The organism is Shewanella algidipiscicola, assembly GCF_003605125.1.
GTDB classification, from domain to species: domain Bacteria; phylum Pseudomonadota; class Gammaproteobacteria; order Enterobacterales; family Shewanellaceae; genus Shewanella; species Shewanella algidipiscicola.
On sequence record NZ_QPQT01000004.1, the window covers coordinates 56541 to 74538 of the forward strand.

The 17998-nt window shown below is 47.4% G+C and carries 19 protein-coding genes; 9 read left to right on the plus strand and 10 right to left on the minus strand.

Going from position 1 to position 17998, the window contains the following annotated elements; genetic code table 11:
* Positions 1-75 precede the first annotated feature (75 nt).
* From asnC to DVO77_RS05370, 5 genes are all read right to left on the minus strand, one after another.
* Complete coding sequence (gene asnC / locus DVO77_RS05350) at positions 76-537, minus strand: transcriptional regulator AsnC (RefSeq protein ID WP_110457221.1); 462 nt, start codon at positions 535-537, stop codon at positions 76-78.
* A 127-nt stretch (positions 538-664) separates the two neighbouring features.
* A complete protein-coding gene (gene rluA / locus DVO77_RS05355; protein ID WP_119977612.1) occupies positions 665-1342 on the minus strand; it encodes a bifunctional tRNA pseudouridine(32) synthase/23S rRNA pseudouridine(746) synthase RluA in 678 nt (225 codons plus the stop codon).
* Positions 1343-1436: 94 nt separating this feature from the next.
* On the minus strand, positions 1437-1724 hold the full coding sequence (locus tag DVO77_RS05360; RefSeq protein WP_110457223.1) for a hypothetical protein: 288 nt from the start codon (positions 1722-1724) through the stop codon (positions 1437-1439).
* Between the two features lie 29 nt (positions 1725-1753).
* On the minus strand, positions 1754-2284 hold the full coding sequence (locus DVO77_RS05365; protein ID WP_119977613.1) for a class I SAM-dependent methyltransferase: 531 nt from the start codon (positions 2282-2284) through the stop codon (positions 1754-1756).
* Positions 2259-2669, minus strand: a complete 411-nt coding sequence (locus DVO77_RS05370) for a hypothetical protein (protein WP_110457225.1) — start codon at positions 2667-2669, stop codon at positions 2259-2261. Before DVO77_RS05370 ends, DVO77_RS05365 begins: the two co-directional genes overlap by 26 nt.
* 362 nt (positions 2670-3031) lie before the next feature.
* Between DVO77_RS05370 and DVO77_RS05375 the strand changes: the two genes are divergently transcribed.
* The gene (locus DVO77_RS05375) at positions 3032-4021 is read left to right on the plus strand and encodes a 2-hydroxyacid dehydrogenase (RefSeq protein ID WP_110457226.1); all 990 of its coding nucleotides are present in this window, start codon (positions 3032-3034) and stop codon (positions 4019-4021) included.
* A gap of 132 nt (positions 4022-4153) precedes the next feature.
* Positions 4154-4891 (plus strand): dienelactone hydrolase family protein, encoded by a 738-nt coding sequence (locus DVO77_RS05380; protein WP_119977741.1) that lies wholly within the window; start codon positions 4154-4156, stop codon positions 4889-4891.
* Positions 4892-5097: 206 nt separating this feature from the next.
* Here DVO77_RS05380 and corA read toward each other — a convergent pair whose 3' ends face one another.
* Entirely contained in the window at positions 5098-6069 is a 972-nt protein-coding gene (gene corA / locus DVO77_RS05385) for a magnesium/cobalt transporter CorA (RefSeq protein ID WP_119977614.1), read from the minus strand.
* A gap of 26 nt (positions 6070-6095) precedes the next feature.
* Positions 6096-6641, minus strand: a complete 546-nt coding sequence (locus DVO77_RS05390; RefSeq protein WP_110457228.1) for a mechanosensitive ion channel family protein — start codon at positions 6639-6641, stop codon at positions 6096-6098.
* A 377-nt stretch (positions 6642-7018) separates the two neighbouring features.
* Here DVO77_RS05390 and DVO77_RS05395 point away from each other — a divergent pair, with 377 nt between their 5' ends.
* The 4 genes from DVO77_RS05395 (at position 7019) to DVO77_RS05410 (ending at position 11643) form a co-directional block, all read left to right on the plus strand.
* Positions 7019-7762, plus strand: coding sequence for a spermidine synthase (locus DVO77_RS05395; protein ID WP_110457229.1), 744 nt, complete (start codon positions 7019-7021; stop codon positions 7760-7762).
* Positions 7763-8010: 248 nt separating this feature from the next.
* On the plus strand, positions 8011-8580 hold the full coding sequence (gene ahpC / locus DVO77_RS05400) for an alkyl hydroperoxide reductase subunit C (protein WP_110457230.1): 570 nt from the start codon (positions 8011-8013) through the stop codon (positions 8578-8580).
* A gap of 175 nt (positions 8581-8755) precedes the next feature.
* A complete protein-coding gene (gene ahpF / locus DVO77_RS05405) occupies positions 8756-10321 on the plus strand; it encodes an alkyl hydroperoxide reductase subunit F (RefSeq protein ID WP_119977615.1) in 1566 nt (521 codons plus the stop codon).
* A 119-nt stretch (positions 10322-10440) separates the two neighbouring features.
* Positions 10441-11643, plus strand: a complete 1203-nt coding sequence (locus tag DVO77_RS05410; protein WP_119977616.1) for a GGDEF domain-containing protein — start codon at positions 10441-10443, stop codon at positions 11641-11643.
* Between the two features lie 32 nt (positions 11644-11675).
* On the opposite strand, the gene DVO77_RS05415 is transcribed toward DVO77_RS05410, so the two are convergent.
* The 3 genes from DVO77_RS05415 to DVO77_RS05425 all read right to left on the minus strand — a co-directional run bounded on the left by DVO77_RS05415 (position 11676) and on the right by DVO77_RS05425 (position 14224).
* Positions 11676-11873 (minus strand): cytoplasmic protein, encoded by a 198-nt coding sequence (locus tag DVO77_RS05415; RefSeq protein ID WP_110457233.1) that lies wholly within the window; start codon positions 11871-11873, stop codon positions 11676-11678.
* Positions 11874-12073: 200 nt separating this feature from the next.
* A complete protein-coding gene (locus tag DVO77_RS05420; protein WP_119977617.1) occupies positions 12074-13492 on the minus strand; it encodes a cytochrome C biosynthesis protein in 1419 nt (472 codons plus the stop codon).
* A 276-nt stretch (positions 13493-13768) separates the two neighbouring features.
* Entirely contained in the window at positions 13769-14224 is a 456-nt protein-coding gene (locus tag DVO77_RS05425) for a hypothetical protein (protein ID WP_119977618.1), read from the minus strand.
* A 448-nt stretch (positions 14225-14672) separates the two neighbouring features.
* Here DVO77_RS05425 and ohrR point away from each other — a divergent pair, with 448 nt between their 5' ends.
* The 3 genes from ohrR to rlmC all read left to right on the plus strand — a co-directional run bounded on the left by ohrR (position 14673) and on the right by rlmC (position 17667).
* Positions 14673-15113 (plus strand): transcriptional regulator OhrR, encoded by a 441-nt coding sequence (gene ohrR, locus DVO77_RS05430; RefSeq protein ID WP_119977619.1) that lies wholly within the window; start codon positions 14673-14675, stop codon positions 15111-15113.
* Between the two features lie 115 nt (positions 15114-15228).
* Entirely contained in the window at positions 15229-16395 is a 1167-nt protein-coding gene (locus DVO77_RS05435; RefSeq protein ID WP_119977620.1) for a glycerol-3-phosphate dehydrogenase/oxidase, read from the plus strand.
* A gap of 96 nt (positions 16396-16491) precedes the next feature.
* Positions 16492-17667, plus strand: a complete 1176-nt coding sequence (gene rlmC, locus DVO77_RS05440) for a 23S rRNA (uracil(747)-C(5))-methyltransferase RlmC (RefSeq protein ID WP_119977621.1) — start codon at positions 16492-16494, stop codon at positions 17665-17667.
* Positions 17668-17998 lie beyond the last annotated feature (331 nt).

The following is a 17998-nucleotide window of genomic DNA, read 5'->3' on the forward strand; positions in this document are numbered from 1 at the left end:
TAGGTTTTAGGTATTAGCGATGCCAGAGGTCGCCACTACCTATAGCGGACATCGCTGCTGCGTTATTGGTAACCTTTATGGTTTAACGGCACGAATAATCGGATTTTGTAGGCTAATTAAGGTTTCGGTAGATTGGATTTCATCAATCGATTGAATGCGGTTAATCAGCACATGCTGCAAACCATCGATAGACTGGCACATCACCTTGACAAAAATACTGTAGTTGCCCGTGGTGTAATAGGCTTCGGTCACCTCCTCTAACGCATTCAGCTTAGCGATGGCGGCAGGGTAGTCACCGGCGCTCTTAAGGTTAATGCCGATAAAACAGCACACATCGTAGCCTAGCGCCTTAGGGTTGACGGTGATCTGCGCGCCAGTAATGATGCCCGCTTGCTTCATCTTTTCTACCCGCACATGAATGGTGCCAGCACTGACACCAAATCGCTTAGCAAGCTCGGCAAAGGGGGTGCGTGCCTCTTGCATTAATGCCGACAGAATTTGATTATCTAATTGATCACGTTGAAATGAACTATCCACTAGTCAATACCGCTTTATGATTAATATTGTTTGCTAATCTACGATATTTTTTGAGTAACGGCTAACTTTTTAGGCCAATTAATGCCAATTTCAATAGCTAATAGCAGCCTAGTTAGGTTGTTGTTAGCTATTGCTGTTCGCTCGGCGTTGCAAATGGGATGTCTGTGCTAAAGGTCATCGGCTCACCGCTGTAGGGGTGATGAAGGGTTAGCGACTGGGCATGCAGTAGTAATCTAGGGGCGAGTCGTTTGGCTAATGCATCGGCGTAAAAGTTATCGCCAAGAATGGGGTGTCCCAAGGCCATCATATGTACCCGCAATTGGTGAGAGCGGCCAGTAATAGGCGTGAGTTTAACCAAGGTTGAACGTTTCGCGCGGCTTATCACCTCGAAATGGGTGGTCGAGGGCTTACCTAATTGGTGATCGACTTTCTGTTTGGGGCGATTAGGCCAATCGCAGATCAGCGGCAGCTCAACGGTGCCGCCTTGGGTTTTAACATGGCCTGCGACGCGCGCGTAGTAGGTTTTGTGAGTTTCTCTGTCCCTAAATTGGCGTTTCAATTCGCGCTCGGCGCTGCGGCGCAGGGCAAGGACGATAATGCCAGAGGTTGCCATATCGAGACGATGTACTATCTGGGCGTTAGGGTGTTGGCTGAGTACGCGGGCAAAAACGCTGTCATGATAGGCGGGATCGCGCCCCGGGACTGAGAGCAGCCCAGAGGGTTTATTGAGCACGATGATATCTTTGTCTTGATGCACCACATCTAGCCAAGGCGTGGTGGGTGGAGTGTATACAAAATCTTTCATAGTCGGTTCGGTATTTTTAAGCGGCAGCCAAGATACCGTTTAGCGTCATGGCTCGCAAGCAAAACTCACCTGCAGCGGGTAAATTGGGCGCAGTTTACAGGCTATGGCCATTGACATGCATGATGGCAAAGGTCCAAACCACAAAAGCCAGCGACAGATGAATAAAGGCGTACAGAGCTTGATCGAGTCGCTCCATCCCTTTGGCCTGCCAAAGCAGTTGGCCATGCAGCAGGATATTGAGCGGAAACAACATAAACAGTGGGTAGAAACCAATAGGGCTAGCGTCCCCTAATAATGCCCTAGACAATAACGCCCAAACAACCATAAGCACGGTGATGAGCGGCGGCGCCGCTAAGCGATATTGCTGGGGATAGGGAAACATGTAACGTCCTTAATGCTATGTTGATGAGGCTAAGCGCGTTTTTGCCCGATAAACTGGGCTTTATAGATGGGCTCATCCTCACAGCCTACATTACCTTCAAAATAGTGCAATATATCAAACTCATCGAATTGAGTGAGCAGCTCATCGGCTTGCAGCAAAAAAGCGGGGTTTTTAGGCCGGCCTACCTTGGCTTGCTCTGTAGTGAAGGTCTCGTAAATTAACAGTCCCTCTGGCTTAACACAGTGTTTTATTTGCTCAAATAGCGGTCTGTGTAGGTAGTTAAACACCAGTACTATATCAAACTCATGTACAGGCAGAGCGGGCGCGGAGCCATCTTCAAGATCATAAGCTAATGCATGGCAGTGTGGAAGAAGCTTGGGTAAATTACTGATATCCTTGTCGATGAAGGTCACATTTGCCCCTTGCTGCGCGAACCATAACCCATTGCGGCCACCACCGCAGGCTAGATCTAATATCTGCAGCTGTGCAGGCTGAGCTAAATTGGGTAAATAGTGGCTAATTAAGGGGGCTACGTTAGCCTTTAATCTCTTTTTTTCCATCGATACGTCGCCTGTGAATAATTGAGTAGTGGCGTAATCCTGCTGGCCCATGGGAGACCACGACCGACAATAATACAATGACGATGAGTAGTTCGGGTTTATAATTGGCCAACGGAATAAATAAACTTAATAATCCTAGTTTTACTATAGTGAGTACGCCCTTTAGTTGGATAAGCCAGCGCCAGTCACGCATGATCTCCCACAGCATTAATAGACTGCCCGATCCCATCGCAAGTATCCAGTATAGGCTCCAGTCGGCTTTGGCTACCCCTAATAAAATCCCTCCGCCGGCCCCGGTAATGCCTAAAATATGTATGGCGCGTAAACTGGTTTTACTCAGGCGTTGTAACCAAAACTGTTTTTCAGAAATCGATTGTCGTCCCATAAGATCAATGGCATCAATAAGTTTGTCTTGAGCTTATCAGGAAATCATGGCAAAGCACATTGGCGCCCTGTTGCGAGAGAGTTTTCGTGATGAAGCTTGCGGTTTTATCATGGGGTTGGGTAATTATATTGACTTGCCATGATCAGTGGTCATGATCCAAGTGTAATGCCTGAGTTATAATGATCTCTTACACTGATTTTATCTTTATTAGAATGTGGACATTAGGCTATATCGCTATGAGCCTTGGAGGGCAGAATGATAACCCGAATATACAAGGGGTAACAGCTTGTTAGGGTTAGCATTGACGCTAGGAACACTCTTTTTCTGTGACCTATGGTCACGCACATTATTGGGAATCAAATATGAAAATTGGTTTTTTTAGTGCTAAGCACTACGACATGGAGCATTTCAATCGCACCAACACAGCTTTTGGCGCCCGCATAGAGTATTTTGATTCTCGTCTGTGCATGAAAACAGTAAAGTTGGCCTTAGGTTTTGAGGTGATTTGTGCCTTTGTTAACGACTCTCTGTGCGAAGAGGTGTTGGTTGAACTGGCTAAAAACGGCACCAAGATTATCGCCATGCGCTGTTCTGGTTTTAACAACGTCGATTTAGTGGCAGCGCAGCGGTTAGGGTTAAAAGTGGTTAACGTACCGGCTTACTCGCCAGAATCGGTGGCCGAACATACGGTTGCGCTGATGTTGACGCTTAATCGCAAGGTGCATAAAGCCTACCAACGTACTCGAGATGCAAACTTTTCGCTCGAAGGGTTGGTTGGCTTTAATATGCATGGCCGCACTGTCGGCGTTATTGGCACGGGTAACATCGGCTTAGCCACCATTAAGGTGCTGTTAGGCTTTGGTTGTAAAGTGGTCGCGTACGACCCATACCCTAACCAAGCTGTTATTGATTTAGGCGTGCCCTATTTATCCCTCGATGAGCTCTATCCCCAATGCGATATTATCAGCTTGCATTGCCCGCTTACCCAAGATAATCACCATCTGTTAAACCAAGAGAGTTTTGCCAAGATGAAACCTAAAGTCATGGTGATCAACACCAGCCGTGGCGGCCTGCTCAATGCGATGGATGCCATGGAGGCATTAAAAGAGGGCAAAATTGGATCTTTGGGTTTAGATGTTTATGAAAACGAAAAGGAGCTCTTTTTCGAAGATAAGTCTAATGAGATCATTCAAGACGATGTGTTCAGACGTTTGTCGGCCTGCCATAACGTGATTTTTACTGGTCACCAAGCCTTCTTAACCGAAGAGGCGTTGGGGTCAATTGCCCTGACCAGCTTAACCAATATTAAGCAGCTGCTTGATGGCGAGGATTGTCCTAACCAGCTTTATTAACCTTAATAAACCGCGATTGATCCTGGCGCTTATGACGCAGTTTTAACGCCATGGTTAACGATGAGTTTTACCTGACATTCTCCCCTTAGGCTGATAAATTATAAGTACATTTATTAGCCCGAGGGCATGAGTATGATGGTTAAACAGGCTGTTCACGATATCGATACCCCCACAGGTCCCATGAGATGCTATCTCTACCGTCCCAATGCCGAAGGGCCGTTTTCGACCATCATCTTCTATTCTGAAATTTTCCAGCAAACGGCACCTATTGCGCGCGCCGCCGCAATCATGGCTGGTCATGGTTTTGTGGTGTTGGTGCCCGAAGTGTTTCACGAACTTAACCCGCTAGGTACTGTGTTGGCTTACGATGATGCGGGCAAAGATAAGGGTAACCAAGACAAATTTACCAAAGGGTTAGAGCATCACGATAGCGACACTCAGGCCTTGGTGGAATTTGCACAGCGCCAGCCGTTTTGCAGCAGCTTAGTGGGGGCGATGGGCGTGTGTATTGGCGGCCACTTGGCCTATCGCGCCGCGCTCAATAGCGATGTGGTCGGGGCCTTTTGCCTGTATCCAACCGATATTCACTCTAATACCTTACCTTGTAATAAGGGCAACGACTCGTTGAGTCGCACTGGCGATATTCAAGGCGAGTTAGCCTTAGTGTTTGGTAGGCAAGATCCACATGTGGATGTCGCCGGGCGGCAACTTATCTATGCCAAACTTAGCGAAACCAAGCGCTGCTTTAGCTGGCTTGAGGTTAACGCTCAGCATGCCTTTATGCGCGATGAGGGTGAGCGATATGACCCGGCATTAGCCTTACAGATGTATGGCCAGGCAGTGGCTTTTTTTCAGCGGGTGCTACGCTAGGCAGCTTTTGGGTTGCCGGCTAGGCACCAAGTGAGAGGCACTATACGTTAGACATTAAGTGTTAGTCACTGTCGACTTGCCAACTCCGCTTTAACATAATCATATTAAATTCAAAGGGCTAATCCTTACCCATGATTAGCCCTTTGTGATGGCGCAGCTTGGCCATTGTCTATGCCTCGCCTAGCGGTAATCTTGTATTGAAGTGATTAAATCCATTTTCGGCGTCGAAACAGCCAAATCAATACCGCCGTGATGCAGAGCATCACGCCCCAGACAATAAAGTAACCGTAAGGGTTTTTTAGCTCGGGAATATACTCGAAATTCATGCCATAAATACCAGCAATAAAGGTCAGAGGTACAAATATGGCGGTAATAATCGTCAGTACTTTCATGATGTTGTTTAAGCGATGGGCGCTAATGGAGATATAACCGTCAATTAAGTCGCTAGCAACTTGATAAAACAGGTCTGCCAGACTCGCGGCGCGATGTTGGTGCTCACACACATCGTTGATCTCATGCGCCAGTGCGCTATCAAATGGGAGCGATGGCTCATCGCGCAGATTGTTAAACAACTCCACATGATAGTGAAAGTTACGCCGCAAACGAGTGAGATCGGTTTTATACAATACCACTTCGGCCAGTACCTTATCATCGGCGGTGGTCAGCATGACCGACTCAAGTTGTTCGAGGCGGGTTTCTAAATCAAACAGAATTTTATGGTAGCGTTTCACCACAAAGCGGCTGATCTTAAGGCTTAAGGCCCCAGTCCCAGTGGCGAGGGAGATATCGCCCGCGTGCAGCGCCGCCATGGTGCGCTCGATGCTGAGCGAGCGGGCCGAGTGGCGAGTGATAATAAAGCGCTCACTGATAAACATCGCCAAGAGAATATTATCGCAATTAATGGATTCAGAATCTGCCGACAAGCCACGCAGCAAAATAAAGGTGTGATCGCCAAAATCTTCAATCTTGGGTGGATGCCTATCGCGTGACGCATCTTGCAGCGCTAGCTGATGCAGGTTAAAGGTTTGTTTTAACATGGCTTGCAGTGGCTCGGTTAACTCGCCATCAATATTAAGCCATAAAATGGCGTCATCGCTCTGTTGCCACTGAGCGATATGGGAGTCGTCGCCTTGAATGAGCGAATTATCTTGTGGGCTGTAGAGAAGAGTGGTCAGCATAGTCTTGCCTCTGGTTAGATGACGCCTTAATCACTTTGGATTTGGATATGGTCTTTATCATCTTTTTCGTTAATGAGTGCTGGGGCATGGCTGGATAACTTGAGTACCCCTTTTTGCAGCATCAAATTATTAGGGTAAGTGATAAGCACATCGTCGTCGCGTTGGATCAATACATGGAATAGACATATGTCGGCGATGATCCCTGTGACATCTTCATCCTTATCAATCACTTTAATCTTGTCGCCAATGCGATAGGGAAAGACGAAGAAGATTAAAATGCCGGCGGTAATATTACTCAGTATCGACCATTGTGCGACAAGGGCAACACCCAGTACGGCAAAGATGGATGAGATAAACAGCGACACTTGCTGATATTCAATCCCGAGCGAAACCACCATTAGGCACACCATCAGGGTAAAATAGAGGTAGCTAATGTATTGGATCACCATTTTCGAACGAGTCGCTGATACCTGTTTATGTTGGGCAAGTTTACTGACCCAATTGGTCAATAGGCGCTGGCCAAAAATAAATAATACAATAAACAGGGTGACGATAAGTAGTGAATAGGTCATTAGTAATAGCTTATAAATAAAAGACTTTTAACATTTACTACATGATGCAGGCTTATGCAATGACTCTTGTTACGCATCAGCAAATTGGCTTACAGGTTAATGTGGGATCATAAGTTGAGGGGGAGTGGCTTAGCGATAACCATTATGCTAACGAGCTTGTTGCATCAAGCTGGGGGTGTTCTGTCGACTAATCGAGCAAACCGGTGGGTTTATCTGTGTAACGGGGTTGAAGTGGAGGATAAATCACCCTGTGGTGGCTGTGTTAGCGCGCCGATTCAGTCATACTATCGCCTTTGTTACTCGGCTTACATCACGCCGCCATCAAGGGCCGGTCGCGATAGGCTCAGTGTTTCATTATGCTTATTGTCGGAGTCCAGATGACAGATTTTCAAACCTTGTATCGCAGCGAGGATGAGTACGGCCCTTTAATCGTTAACGAAGATGGCCAGATGCGCCTGCTTTCGTTTGGCGATAGCGATGAACAAAGCAAACTGCTTAAGTCATCACCGCACATTCCCCAGCATACGTATTTACAAGCCATGTTATTGGTACTGCTTTTTATTAAGCCTAAGCGAGTCATAGTGTTAGGCCTGGGTGGTGGGGGCTTAATTCATGCGTTACGTCATTACGATCGCGCCATTAATATTACCGCCGTCGAGCTGCGCGGCGAGGTGATTGATATTGCTAAACGCTACTTTCAGTTACCTACGGGCAAAAAGCTCACTCTTATCCATCAAGATGCCACCGAGTTTTTGGTGGCGCGGGAGCATAAAAAGGCCGATGTGATTTTTGCCGATATTTATGGTGCCGACGGTGTCGATGAAAACCAGCTGTCAGAAACTTTCATTGCCAATGCGGCGAGCCTGCTTAAGGGTGAGGGGTATTTGGTGCTCAATTGCTGGAAAGAACATAGTCAAAATCGAGAGCTATTAGCGTTACTGCAGCTCCATTTTGTCGAGGTAAGAGCCTGTTTAACCGGTGGCGGTAATTGGGTGGTAATTGCGGGGAAAGTGGCTAAGTCGGTCAGTAGTAGTGGCTTAAAAGCCGAGGCGCAGCAGTTATCCTTGCAATTGGACTTTCCCTTGGGCCGCAGTTTAACGCGATTCGAGCTATGGGAGTGATTTTTAGCTGTTAGCATTTAAATGCGCCACTTTTATAATTAGTCACTGCAACATAGTCGCTTAGGGCTAATCGATTTTTTCATTGCGATCAAAGTTCAATTACAAAAATCGATTAGCATGATAGTTTTTACCCGTTATATTTAATTGTCACGCCGCGTTATTATCTCTCCATCGAAACAAACAACGGGTTGCAGCAAACGGCTGCTACCCAAGCGTTAATCTGTTAATAACCCTAAATGGAGCATGACATGACACAATCTATCATCAACACTGAAATCAAGCCTTTTTCTGCAACTGCATACCACAATGGTGATTTCGTCTCGGTAACCGAGCAAGACCTTTTAGGCAAGTGGTCAGTTGTGTTCTTCTACCCAGCTGATTTCACGTTTGTGTGCCCTACCGAACTAGGTGACATGGCCGATCACTACGAGAAGCTACAGTCTATGGGCGTTGAAGTGTACTCAGTGTCAACAGACACTCACTTTACTCACAAAGCATGGCACGATAGCTCAGACACTATCGGCAAAATTCAATACCCAATGATCGGTGACCCAACCGGTACTATCACACGCAACTTTGGTGTGATGATTGAAGAAGATGGTTTAGCACTTCGCGGTACTTTTGTTATTAACCCAGAAGGTGTAATTAAAGTGGCTGAAGTTCATGATCTAGGTATTGGTCGTAGTGCAGCTGAGTTAGTTCGTAAGATCCAAGCTGCTCAGTATGTTGCAACACACGACGGTGAAGTTTGTCCTGCTGCATGGCAGCCAGGTGAAGACACCCTAGCACCTTCTTTAGATCTAGTGGGTAAAATCTAACACAGCCTCACCCCTAGCGGATAGAGCCACATCTGGCTTATTCGCTACCGGCTAAGTTCATCACTTAGCCCCATTATCTTAATGCCGGCTCAGGTTCCCCCTGCAATGCCTGAGCCGGCACTTTATCGCTATTTTTCTTTACTCATTTTTGAGTCGCCTATATTTAGGAGCTTTTATGTTAGATGCGAATGTAAAAAATCAGCTGACTACCTATCTGCAAAACCTCAAGCGCCCAGTTGAACTTGTCGTATCAGCAGATAACAGTCCTAAAGCGTTAGAATTAAAGTCGTTAGCTGCCGATATAGCTGACGCTTCAAGCTTAGTGTCAGTGACCGAATCCGCGGGTGAACGCACCCCGTCAATGACAGTAACCAACAACGAAACCCATAGCCGCATCAGCTTTGCTGGTTTGCCTATGGGGCATGAATTTACCTCATTGGTGTTAGCTTTGCTGCACACCGGTGGGCATCCGATTAAACTCGATGCAGAGCTAATAGAGCAGATCCGCGCACTTCCCGGCGAGTATCGGTTTGAAACCTATGTATCGTTAAGCTGCCAAACCTGCCCAGAAGTGGTGCAGGCACTGAATATGATGGCAGCTATTAACCCTAATATTAGCAATGTGTTGATTGATGGCTCACTATTCCAAGAAGAAGTGAATCAACGCAACATTATGGCGGTGCCCTCTGTTTACCTCAACGGTGAGCCTTTCTCTGTGGGCGGTATTAGTGTGGTTGAGATCCTTAATAAGCTAGACGTCAATGCCGCTGGCCGTAAGGCTGAGCAGTTAAATCAGAAACAAGCGTTTGATGTGTTGGTTGTCGGTGGCGGCCCCGCGGGTGCATCGGCGGCCATATATGCAGCCAGAAAGGGGTTACGTACCGGAATCGTGGCCGACAAGTTTGGTGGTCAAGTCGCCGAAACTGTGGGCATCGAAAACTTTATTTCAGTGAAAGCCACCGAAGGGCCAAAGCTGGTGGCTAACCTTGAAGCCCATGTGCACGAATATGATGTTGATATTATGGATAATCAACGTGCCTTGAGCCTTAAATCTGGCGAGCTATTTGAACTTGAATTGGAAAGCGGCGCAGTGCTGCGCAGCAAAACCGTGTTAATCGCCACAGGTGCCCGCTGGCGAGAAATGAATGTCCCCGGCGAGCAAGAATACCGGGGCAAAGGGGTCGCGTACTGCCCACATTGCGATGGTCCACTGTTTAAAGGTAAACGGGTTGCCGTCATTGGTGGGGGGAACTCAGGTATTGAGGCGGCGATCGATTTAGCCAATATCGTTGAACATGTCACGGTATTGGAGTTTGATAGCAAGCTTAGAGCCGATGATGTGCTGCAACGCAAGGCCGCATCTATGGGCAATATTGATATTATTACTCAGGCAATGACCACTGAGGTGACTGGCGATGGTCAACGTGTTAATGGCCTAAATTATACTGACAGAGCCACAGGCGAAAGCCACCATATCGCCTTGGCGGGTATATTTGTGCAGATAGGTTTGGTGCCGAATGCCGAATGGTTAAGAGGCACACTCGAGCTGACTAACCGTGGTGAGATCATTGTCGATGGGAAAGGGGAAACCTCGCTTGCGGGTGTATTTGCCGCAGGTGATGTCACCAATTCGGCCTACAAGCAGATCATCATAGCCATGGGCAGTGGAGCCACGGCTTCATTAGGCGCTTTTGATTATCTGATCCGTCATAGCGAAGACAGCAGCGTCCAAGCCGCGTAATGTTAGCCTAATACCTTGATTAAACAGCCAGCTTAGCTGGCTGTTTCTGTATCTGCTTATATACTGATTTAACAAGAAGATTTTTATTGAGGTATTATCGGTAACTCACCGTCTTATGTATGACAAATCAAATAATTAACTTCGAGCAGCAACATAAAATTGAGACTTTGCGCTACATACTTAACAGCATTAAGTGGGCTGCACTGTTGTCATTGTTTTTAATCGTGGCCATCTCTATGAGCGCTTACGTGAGATCCTTGTCAGCCGAGTATTTCGATGTGTTGGCGCTAATGGTGTTGCCTGTGTTGTTGGTGTCGCTATTGGGGCTCGCCATGGGCATCTGGATGGAGCGGGAGGCGATGACTCAGCGCATGGTGCTGAGCTACTTCTTGCTGTTAGCGGCGGCGTGGCTGTTTTTGATCATTAGTTTATTTTTGCAGGCCTCACCTTTGCTTGGATTTAATCAATATTCGGCATTGGCTGGAGTTGAGGCGTTGGTTGATATTTTGGTGGTAACCTTTGCGATAGCCCTATTTCCTAAGCGAAACTGGATGTTGGCTTTTATTATTCCTTTGATGTTGATGGGATTGATCATTCGTATGACGTCGCTGCCTGAAAGTCTGGTATTTGCCTTTACCAAGTTCGGCTGCTTTTTTGTGATCATTTTTACTGGACAGAAAGTGTTAGCCCAGTGGTTCGATACGGCTATCTTGCGAGACGTGGAAAAGCAGATGTTAGTGAAGCAGTTTCGCCGCATGGCCTTGATCGATGTGTTGACTAATTTAAGCAATCGACGCCATTTTGACGAGATTTTACATCAAGAGATCAGAGCCTCAGAACGTAACCGTCATCCGCTGAGTTTAATATTGCTCGATGTGGACTTTTTTAAACGTCTTAATGACAGTCAAGGCCATGTCGCAGGTGATCGCTGTTTGGTACAGCTGGCGGCTATCTTGTCGGAAATCGCTCATCGTCCGCGTGACTTAGCGACTCGCTATGGTGGCGAGGAGTTTGCTCTTATCTTGCCGGAGACCGACTTAAAAGGAGCTGTGGTGATCGCCGAAAAGCTAAAGACAGCTATCAAGCATACGCGAATTCCTCATGCCACCTCAGATATTGCTCCTTACCTTACAGTCTCTCAAGGGGTGTGCCAGTGGCAAGAGGGGATCGATGCCGCGGCCTTTATTCGCAGCGCCGACGCATTACTCTACGAGGCTAAAAAAGCGGGGCGTAACACCTTTAAGGCTGGCATAGCTAAGCCCGTGGCGAGTCCAAAGCAGGCGTGTTTTTATAATGCAGGTGATGTAGAAAAGCCCACCTAATGTGGGCTTTTTATTGGCTTATAAGTGTGCGCTTATGCCGTGGTATTAATATTGTTGCCTATGTTTCCAACTGGCGCCGCGCTTGGTGCGGGCGTCGCTGCATTAATTAATTGCAGTGCAATTTCTCCCTCAGCTTGTTGTTGCTCCTTAGCAAGCTGAGCCACTTTTACCCCAACACTGCCATTGCTCATATTGGGTTGGAGGTTGCTGGTACCAATCGTTACTGCCATGAGGACTGCCTTAAATTAAATGGTGCCTTATGTTAACGATAGCCCATTATCATATGGATTTTTGTATCGTTAACGCGAAACGCAATTAAATTAGCTCTTAGCCTAACTTAACTATAGTGTTATCGGCCTAGCCTTGCGCAGCTTTAATTCTCTTTTTAAGGTAAGCGCGGTGATGTGCCATACCATCACCGCATGGCAGCCTAACCTTGGCGCGCAATCAACTTACGGCCTAAGGTGATAACCAAGGTTAAGCCAATGGATGCGGCAATCAAGGCGATCGCTAACGTGACGTTTTGCAGTGCCGTAGGATCGACCGCTAAGGTGCCGCCCAGTCCAATCATCATGATGCCCGACATCAGTTTGAGGGTTTGCCCCTCTTTCTCCGTTAGCTTACGTTTACCTAAGGTGGCACTGAAGGCGATGACAATAATGGCCAGTGGGATCACATAAACAATATTGTAAAAAGCCAGATACAGGTAGCGATCGAATGCGGGGAGTTCATGCATCGACAATACACTGGTGTAAATCATCGGAAAACCAGCGGTGCAAAGCAGCTCGTAAGCATTGGCTAAAATGGCTAATACCACAGTGCCAGCGATCATCGCCGCCATGCTGCTGGCGCTGGTGAGTTTACCCATCCGCTTAATGAGTCCGGTGCGGTTTTCTGCCGACATAGACAAGGTGACCTCTCCTTTGGTAAAGAAGTAGTCTTTGATATTGATAATCCCTGCGACTAAGGCCATTAATCCTGCACCGAGAATAATCAATCCTCCGTCACTACCCGCACCGAGCAGTTCGAAAATATTGAGCCATGCAATCATAAATAGGAAGTAAATAAAGCCGGAGAAAAAGACAAAAATACCGCCCACAATCAACATTCTGCTTCGGCTTTTAGCGTTAACCATGATGGATAATAGGAATAACAGCACGAAAAAAGCGCAGGGGTTAAATGCATCCACCCCAGCCAGTACTACAGTGAGTACCGGTAGCGACAGGGTCTCGGGAGCGATAACGCCAATAAAGGGCAACTCCACCGGTTGCACCTGGCTTATAGGAGTCGGAGTGGCATCTGGGCTGGCGCCTAGCCCTAGGTCACAGGTACCGGCTTGTTCACTTTCACTGCAGGTGCCAAAGAGGGGCGAGGCATCGGCAGTGTCGGCATTGGCCTGTGGGGCCAGATGCTCGTCATCGCTGACTTGTCCACCTAAGGCGCGATAGCACGCTTTAAGGTTTTGCACTATGTACTGCCCGGTGACCGCTTCGCTACTGTAGCCCACAGTGGCTTTATCGCAGGCGGCAATGTAGGGCACCGAGCGGGCAGGTACTTGGGTCTTTTGGGCAATCTGTTGCCATTTATCCATGGTGCCATCGGCCGAAATCATGTGTGACTCCAGCTCTATCCAGGGATATTGTTGTGGCAGCGAATCGATAAAAGGGTGGGCCTCGGCGCAATGGGGGCAGGTTTTAGACCAAAAAAAGTATAGTTTTATTTTTAACTGCCCTTGGTCGTCGACATAGTGCCAAGTGGTATCAGATTGAGTGGTTGTGTCGGCGCCTTGGCTGGTAAAAGGGCTGAGACTTAATAGCAATAACAAACTTAAAATGACAATTCTTAACATGTTCCCTCCTCGGGAAGTGCTCGCCTGATCAAGATGGCAAGGGTGAAAACCCTGTTATCAATAGTTTACTGCGCAGCCAAAGGGAGATTAAGTTTATCTGTCATATTTGCAATGCAAATCGTGAAATGGCAGGTAAGTGTTAACTGGGGCAGATTTTGCAGCTGAGATCAACGAGGGATAACGCATGTTTATTGCTTGTATTGCTGGCGGCGATTGCCGCCAGTTTGGGCTTAATTCGTCGATTTCATTTGCGGTGTAGGTGGTTGATCCGTGGGTTTAATCGCTTAGGTTTGCATCAGCGGTATCAGTTTGCTCTGAGCGACTCTCCTTGGCGGCGATCGTTACTGGATGAGCATCTTGACACCAATGTATGCTTAGGGTGCGGCTATTGTCATTACTCGCTGTGAGGATGCGGGTCATAATGGGCGCCTTGTAATCAGATTTCGCAAGGTACTCTTTCACGCGTTCGATGCGTCGATACGCCAGCCAACGGTCATATTTTCGCAGCTTTTTATCGGTTTGGCCTTTATAGATAGGAAATTCGAGTAATAAGTAGCCGTTATCGATTTGAGTATCAGTGATGAGCTGTTGCAGTTGCTTGGCGTGATGTTTTCCAAAGTACGAGCTGTTGACATCAAATGCTATACCTACCAACTCAAGCTCTTGTGGGCAGTGTGCTGCGGCATTGCCTAACCATAGTAGTGAAAGCAGAGCCAGAATTAGCTGCTTCATAGTGAACACCTCCAATGTGTTGTTGTGATCTATTTTGTTAAGCCAAGTCTTTGACTTAGGTCTATAACCTTAGGTTTTGTAGCAAAGTATGACTTCAGGTCTATCAAGTTGTGGCTAGGGTTGTTTTTTACTGCAAGTTAATTGCCTTTGTGCTCTATAAAGTTGAGCAAGGCCAGTATGCAGCCATTAACGGCGCAGCGTCACATTTTTAGCCTAGTATAAGCTGGGCAATTTAGGGGAAAGGTGTTTATAAATCAACCGCATTCGTTAATAAAATGCAAATTGGGTGATAATAATTGAGTCATTACACAAATCAGGTGTTTTACGCGTTGGATCGGCATGGCATTGTCTTACTAGCGCGATCGCAATGTTTGTCGTTGTCAGTTGGATCAAGATTGCAGTAGACTGATGAAAAGTTGTGTGCAATTAAATACTGGAACAACCGTAAATGAGTCAAGATAACAGCCATAACCCTTTGATATTGGAAAATCAGATCTGTTTTGCTTTATACAGTGCCACCAATGCCATGATCAGAGCCTATCGCCCCTTGCTTGAGGCGTTAGATCTCACCTATTTGCAATACTTGGCGATGATGGTGCTGTGGCAACATCAGGGGATCAGCGTTAAAACCTTAGGTGAAAAGTTACACCTAGACTCTGGTACCTTAACGCCCTTGTTAAAGCGCCTCGAAGCAAAAGGGTTGGTGACACGCGGTCGCAGTGAAACAGATGAGCGAGTCAGAGTGTTACACCTCACCGACAAAGGCTTGCAGCTTGAAACGCAGGCTCAGCAAGTGCCCATGCAAATGCGCTGTAGGTTAGGTGGCGAAGATGCTGAATTTGCTCAGTTAAAACAGCTGTGCGATAAAGCTTATGCCTATTTAAGCTGAATCAAGATAAACGCGTGGCGGTTGTTTGTTATATTGGTTCGCGCCAGGATAGCGCATCGGATTTAAAGTTAACCTGATATAAATGCGCGATGATTTTAAGGGGATAAGAAGTGCTATGGACGCTGTCGATTTAATCGTCATTGGCGCCGGAATAACCGGTGTGGGTATCGCGCAGCGGGCACAAGCGGCAGGTTATCGCGTTACCGTGCTTGAAAAATATGGTGTTGGTGAACAAACCTCATCCAATTCCAGTAAGCTTATCCACGGTGGCCTGCGCTACCTAGAAAGTGGCCAACTGGGCTTGGTTCGAGAGTCGTTAGCACAGCGTAAAGCGTTGTTATCCTTAGCTCCCACCTTAGTAAAACCTGTGCCTTTTTATATTCCCGTCTACCAAGACAGCCAGCGCGGCCCATTGGCTATACGCGCTGGGCTGAGCCTTTATGCCTTGCTCAGTGAGTTTGACCCGTTGGGGCAATTTAAGTCGCTGGAGGCAAAAGAGTGGAGCTCACTTGGTATTACGCTCAAGGGGCTTAGGGCCGTGTTTCGTTATTGGGACGCGCAAACCGACGATTTGGCGCTGACCCGTGCCGTTGCCGCCAGTGCCGAGCAACTTGGCGCCAACATTATCACTCAGGTGCAGATAGAGCAGATCATTCATGACAGCGACGGCTGCGTGGTCAATTACCGTCACAACAACAGGGCTGCGAGTCTGCACGGGCGCTGCGTCATTAATGCCACTGGGCCTTGGGTCAACGATACCTTAGAACTTGTCACTCCTAAGGTGGATAAACTGGCTATCGAGCTGGTGCAGGGCAGTCATTTGGTGCTGGATATTGCCGCGCCTGCTGGCATTTTATATCTCGAGTCTATTTACGATAAGCGGGTAGTATTTGTGATGCCTTGGCATGGTAAAACCATGATAGGCACCACAGAGACGACGATTGCGACGCCGCAGGATGCCAAGGTCACGGTTGCAGAAACACAATATTTACTGGGGATTTATCGTCATTACTTTGCCCATATGGCAATGGATGCTCTCGAGAGCAAGGTCGTTGGTCACTATTGCGGTGTGCGAGTCTTACCTAAACAGACGAGAACAGCGTTCGATACCCCTAGAGACACCATCATGGATGCTCAGCCGAGTCACCCACACTTATTGACCATTTATGGGGGTAAGCTCACCACCTTTAGGCATACCGCCGCCGATGCTATGCTATGGCTGCGTGAGCAAATAGGTGTCAGACCGATAAAAGCCGATGTTGATCATTTGCCCTTAGGCTAAATGGACTGTCATCACGGATAGAGGCATTAAGCCTTGATTTAGGCGTGGTGAAAGATCCTTGCTCAGCAGGTGATTCTTTAGCTGAAAGGCGCTAAAATGGGCCGTCTTTTCTATTTATCTCAGAGCCTATCACCCGTGAAGTGTGCCCATTTCGATGCTAAGCAGTGTTTATCTTGTCGTCATATTCAGACACCTTTAGCCGAGCAGTTAACGGCTAAATCGGCAGTATTACGCCAGTTGCTGCATGGATTACCGGTACAAGAGTGGCTGGCACCTGTAGGTGGGCCTGAAAATGGATTTCGTAACAAGGCCAAAATGGTGGTGCTGGGCGCCGCTCATCAGCCTATTTTAGGCATAGTGAGCCCCAGTGGCGAGCCTGTCAGTCTGTGTGATTGCCAGCTCTACCCTGATGATATGCAGCAGCTGCTGCATCGCTTACAGCTGTTTGTGCGCCAAGCTGGTATTCCACCATATCGGGTCGATAAACAAAAAGGCGAATTGAAGTTTATTTTGCTCACCCGCAGCCGAGTTCGCGGTGAATATATGCTCAGGTTTGTGTTGCGTTCCACCGATGCCATTGCTCGTATTGAGCGCGAACTGCCAGCTTTATTATCTGAATATCCACAAATTAAGGTGGTGTCGGTTAACTTGCAGCCAGTGCATATGGCAATTCTTGAGGGGGACACGGAAATGTTCCTCACTGAGGCGACTCGCTTAGAAGAACGTTTTAATGACGTGCCGCTGTCTATTCGCCCTAAGAGTTTTTTTCAGACCCATCCCATGGTGGCTGAAAAGCTATATCAAACTGCTCGTGAGTGGACCGCTGAGCTTGCGCCTCAATCGATTTGGGATCTGTTTTGCGGTGTGGGCGGCTTTGGCTTGCACTGCGCCTCTGGCGACATAGCGTTAACCGGCATCGAAATCGAACCTGAGGCGATAGCATGCGCCAAACAGTCGGCAGAGGCGATGGGGTTAGAGAAGGTGCAATTTACCGCCCTCGACTCGACCGAATTTGCCAGCGGTAAGCAAGCTCAAGATAAGCCTGATCTGATTATTGTGAATCCTCCTAGACGTGGCATAGGTCAATCTCTGTGCCATTCATTAAGTGAGTTCGCCCCAAAAGCGATTCTCTACTCCAGTTGCAACCCTCATACCTTGGCCAGTGATCTACGCCAGATCAAAGGCTATCACATCACCAAAGTTCAACTTTTTGATATGTTTCCCCATACCGATCACTTCGAAGTGTTAACCTTGCTAGTTAAGGATGTGTAACGCAATTGTGTTTCTCGAGTGTGCTAATGTGGTATGACCTGCTTGATTTTGCCAGATAAGTGGCAATTTCGTTTTAGCTTTGCTGTTAGACTGTCGTACTTTAGTAATAGGAGTCGACTTTGCTGCTGAAAGCCTGGCTCAATTTAGTGATAGATATTGTAAAAGTGTAAGTCGTTAGCAGGCTATCTTGTTAATAGGCTGTCTTACTGTTCGATCATTACTGATATTAAGCCATTAATTTTCAATGTCTTGTCGTCCAACTGGTCGGGTATATTTGCCTTATGGTGATCTCGGCTTATCTCCATTTAGTGCGCTGTGGGTCAGGTGATAC

Bases quoted from the DNA above. Each gene is read 5' to 3' on its own strand.
- DVO77_RS05415 (WP_110457233.1), bottom strand. From the start codon at position 11,873: ATGGCAGTAACGATTGGTACCAGCAACCTCCAACCCAATATGAGCAAT.
- DVO77_RS05375 (WP_110457226.1), top strand. From the start codon at position 3,032: ATGAAAATTGGTTTTTTTAGTGCTAAGCACTACGACATGGAGCATTTC.
- DVO77_RS05395 (WP_110457229.1), top strand. From the start codon at position 7,019: ATGACAGATTTTCAAACCTTGTATCGCAGCGAGGATGAGTACGGCCCT.
- DVO77_RS05420 (WP_119977617.1), bottom strand. From the start codon at position 13,492: ATGTTAAGAATTGTCATTTTAAGTTTGTTATTGCTATTAAGTCTCAGC.
- DVO77_RS05390 (WP_110457228.1), bottom strand. From the start codon at position 6,641: ATGACCTATTCACTACTTATCGTCACCCTGTTTATTGTATTATTTATT.
- rluA (WP_119977612.1), bottom strand. From the start codon at position 1,342: ATGAAAGATTTTGTATACACTCCACCCACCACGCCTTGGCTAGATGTG.
- ahpF (WP_119977615.1), top strand. From the start codon at position 8,756: ATGTTAGATGCGAATGTAAAAAATCAGCTGACTACCTATCTGCAAAAC.
- ohrR (WP_119977619.1), top strand. From the start codon at position 14,673: ATGAGTCAAGATAACAGCCATAACCCTTTGATATTGGAAAATCAGATC.
- DVO77_RS05360 (WP_110457223.1), bottom strand. From the start codon at position 1,724: ATGTTTCCCTATCCCCAGCAATATCGCTTAGCGGCGCCGCCGCTCATC.
- corA (WP_119977614.1), bottom strand. From the start codon at position 6,069: ATGCTGACCACTCTTCTCTACAGCCCACAAGATAATTCGCTCATTCAA.
- DVO77_RS05425 (WP_119977618.1), bottom strand. From the start codon at position 14,224: ATGAAGCAGCTAATTCTGGCTCTGCTTTCACTACTATGGTTAGGCAAT.
- DVO77_RS05380 (WP_119977741.1), top strand. From the start codon at position 4,154: ATGATGGTTAAACAGGCTGTTCACGATATCGATACCCCCACAGGTCCC.
- DVO77_RS05435 (WP_119977620.1), top strand. From the start codon at position 15,229: ATGGACGCTGTCGATTTAATCGTCATTGGCGCCGGAATAACCGGTGTG.
- rlmC (WP_119977621.1), top strand. From the start codon at position 16,492: ATGGGCCGTCTTTTCTATTTATCTCAGAGCCTATCACCCGTGAAGTGT.
- DVO77_RS05365 (WP_119977613.1), bottom strand. From the start codon at position 2,284: ATGGAAAAAAAGAGATTAAAGGCTAACGTAGCCCCCTTAATTAGCCAC.
- ahpC (WP_110457230.1), top strand. From the start codon at position 8,011: ATGACACAATCTATCATCAACACTGAAATCAAGCCTTTTTCTGCAACT.
- DVO77_RS05410 (WP_119977616.1), top strand. From the start codon at position 10,441: ATGACAAATCAAATAATTAACTTCGAGCAGCAACATAAAATTGAGACT.
- DVO77_RS05370 (WP_110457225.1), bottom strand. From the start codon at position 2,669: ATGGGACGACAATCGATTTCTGAAAAACAGTTTTGGTTACAACGCCTG.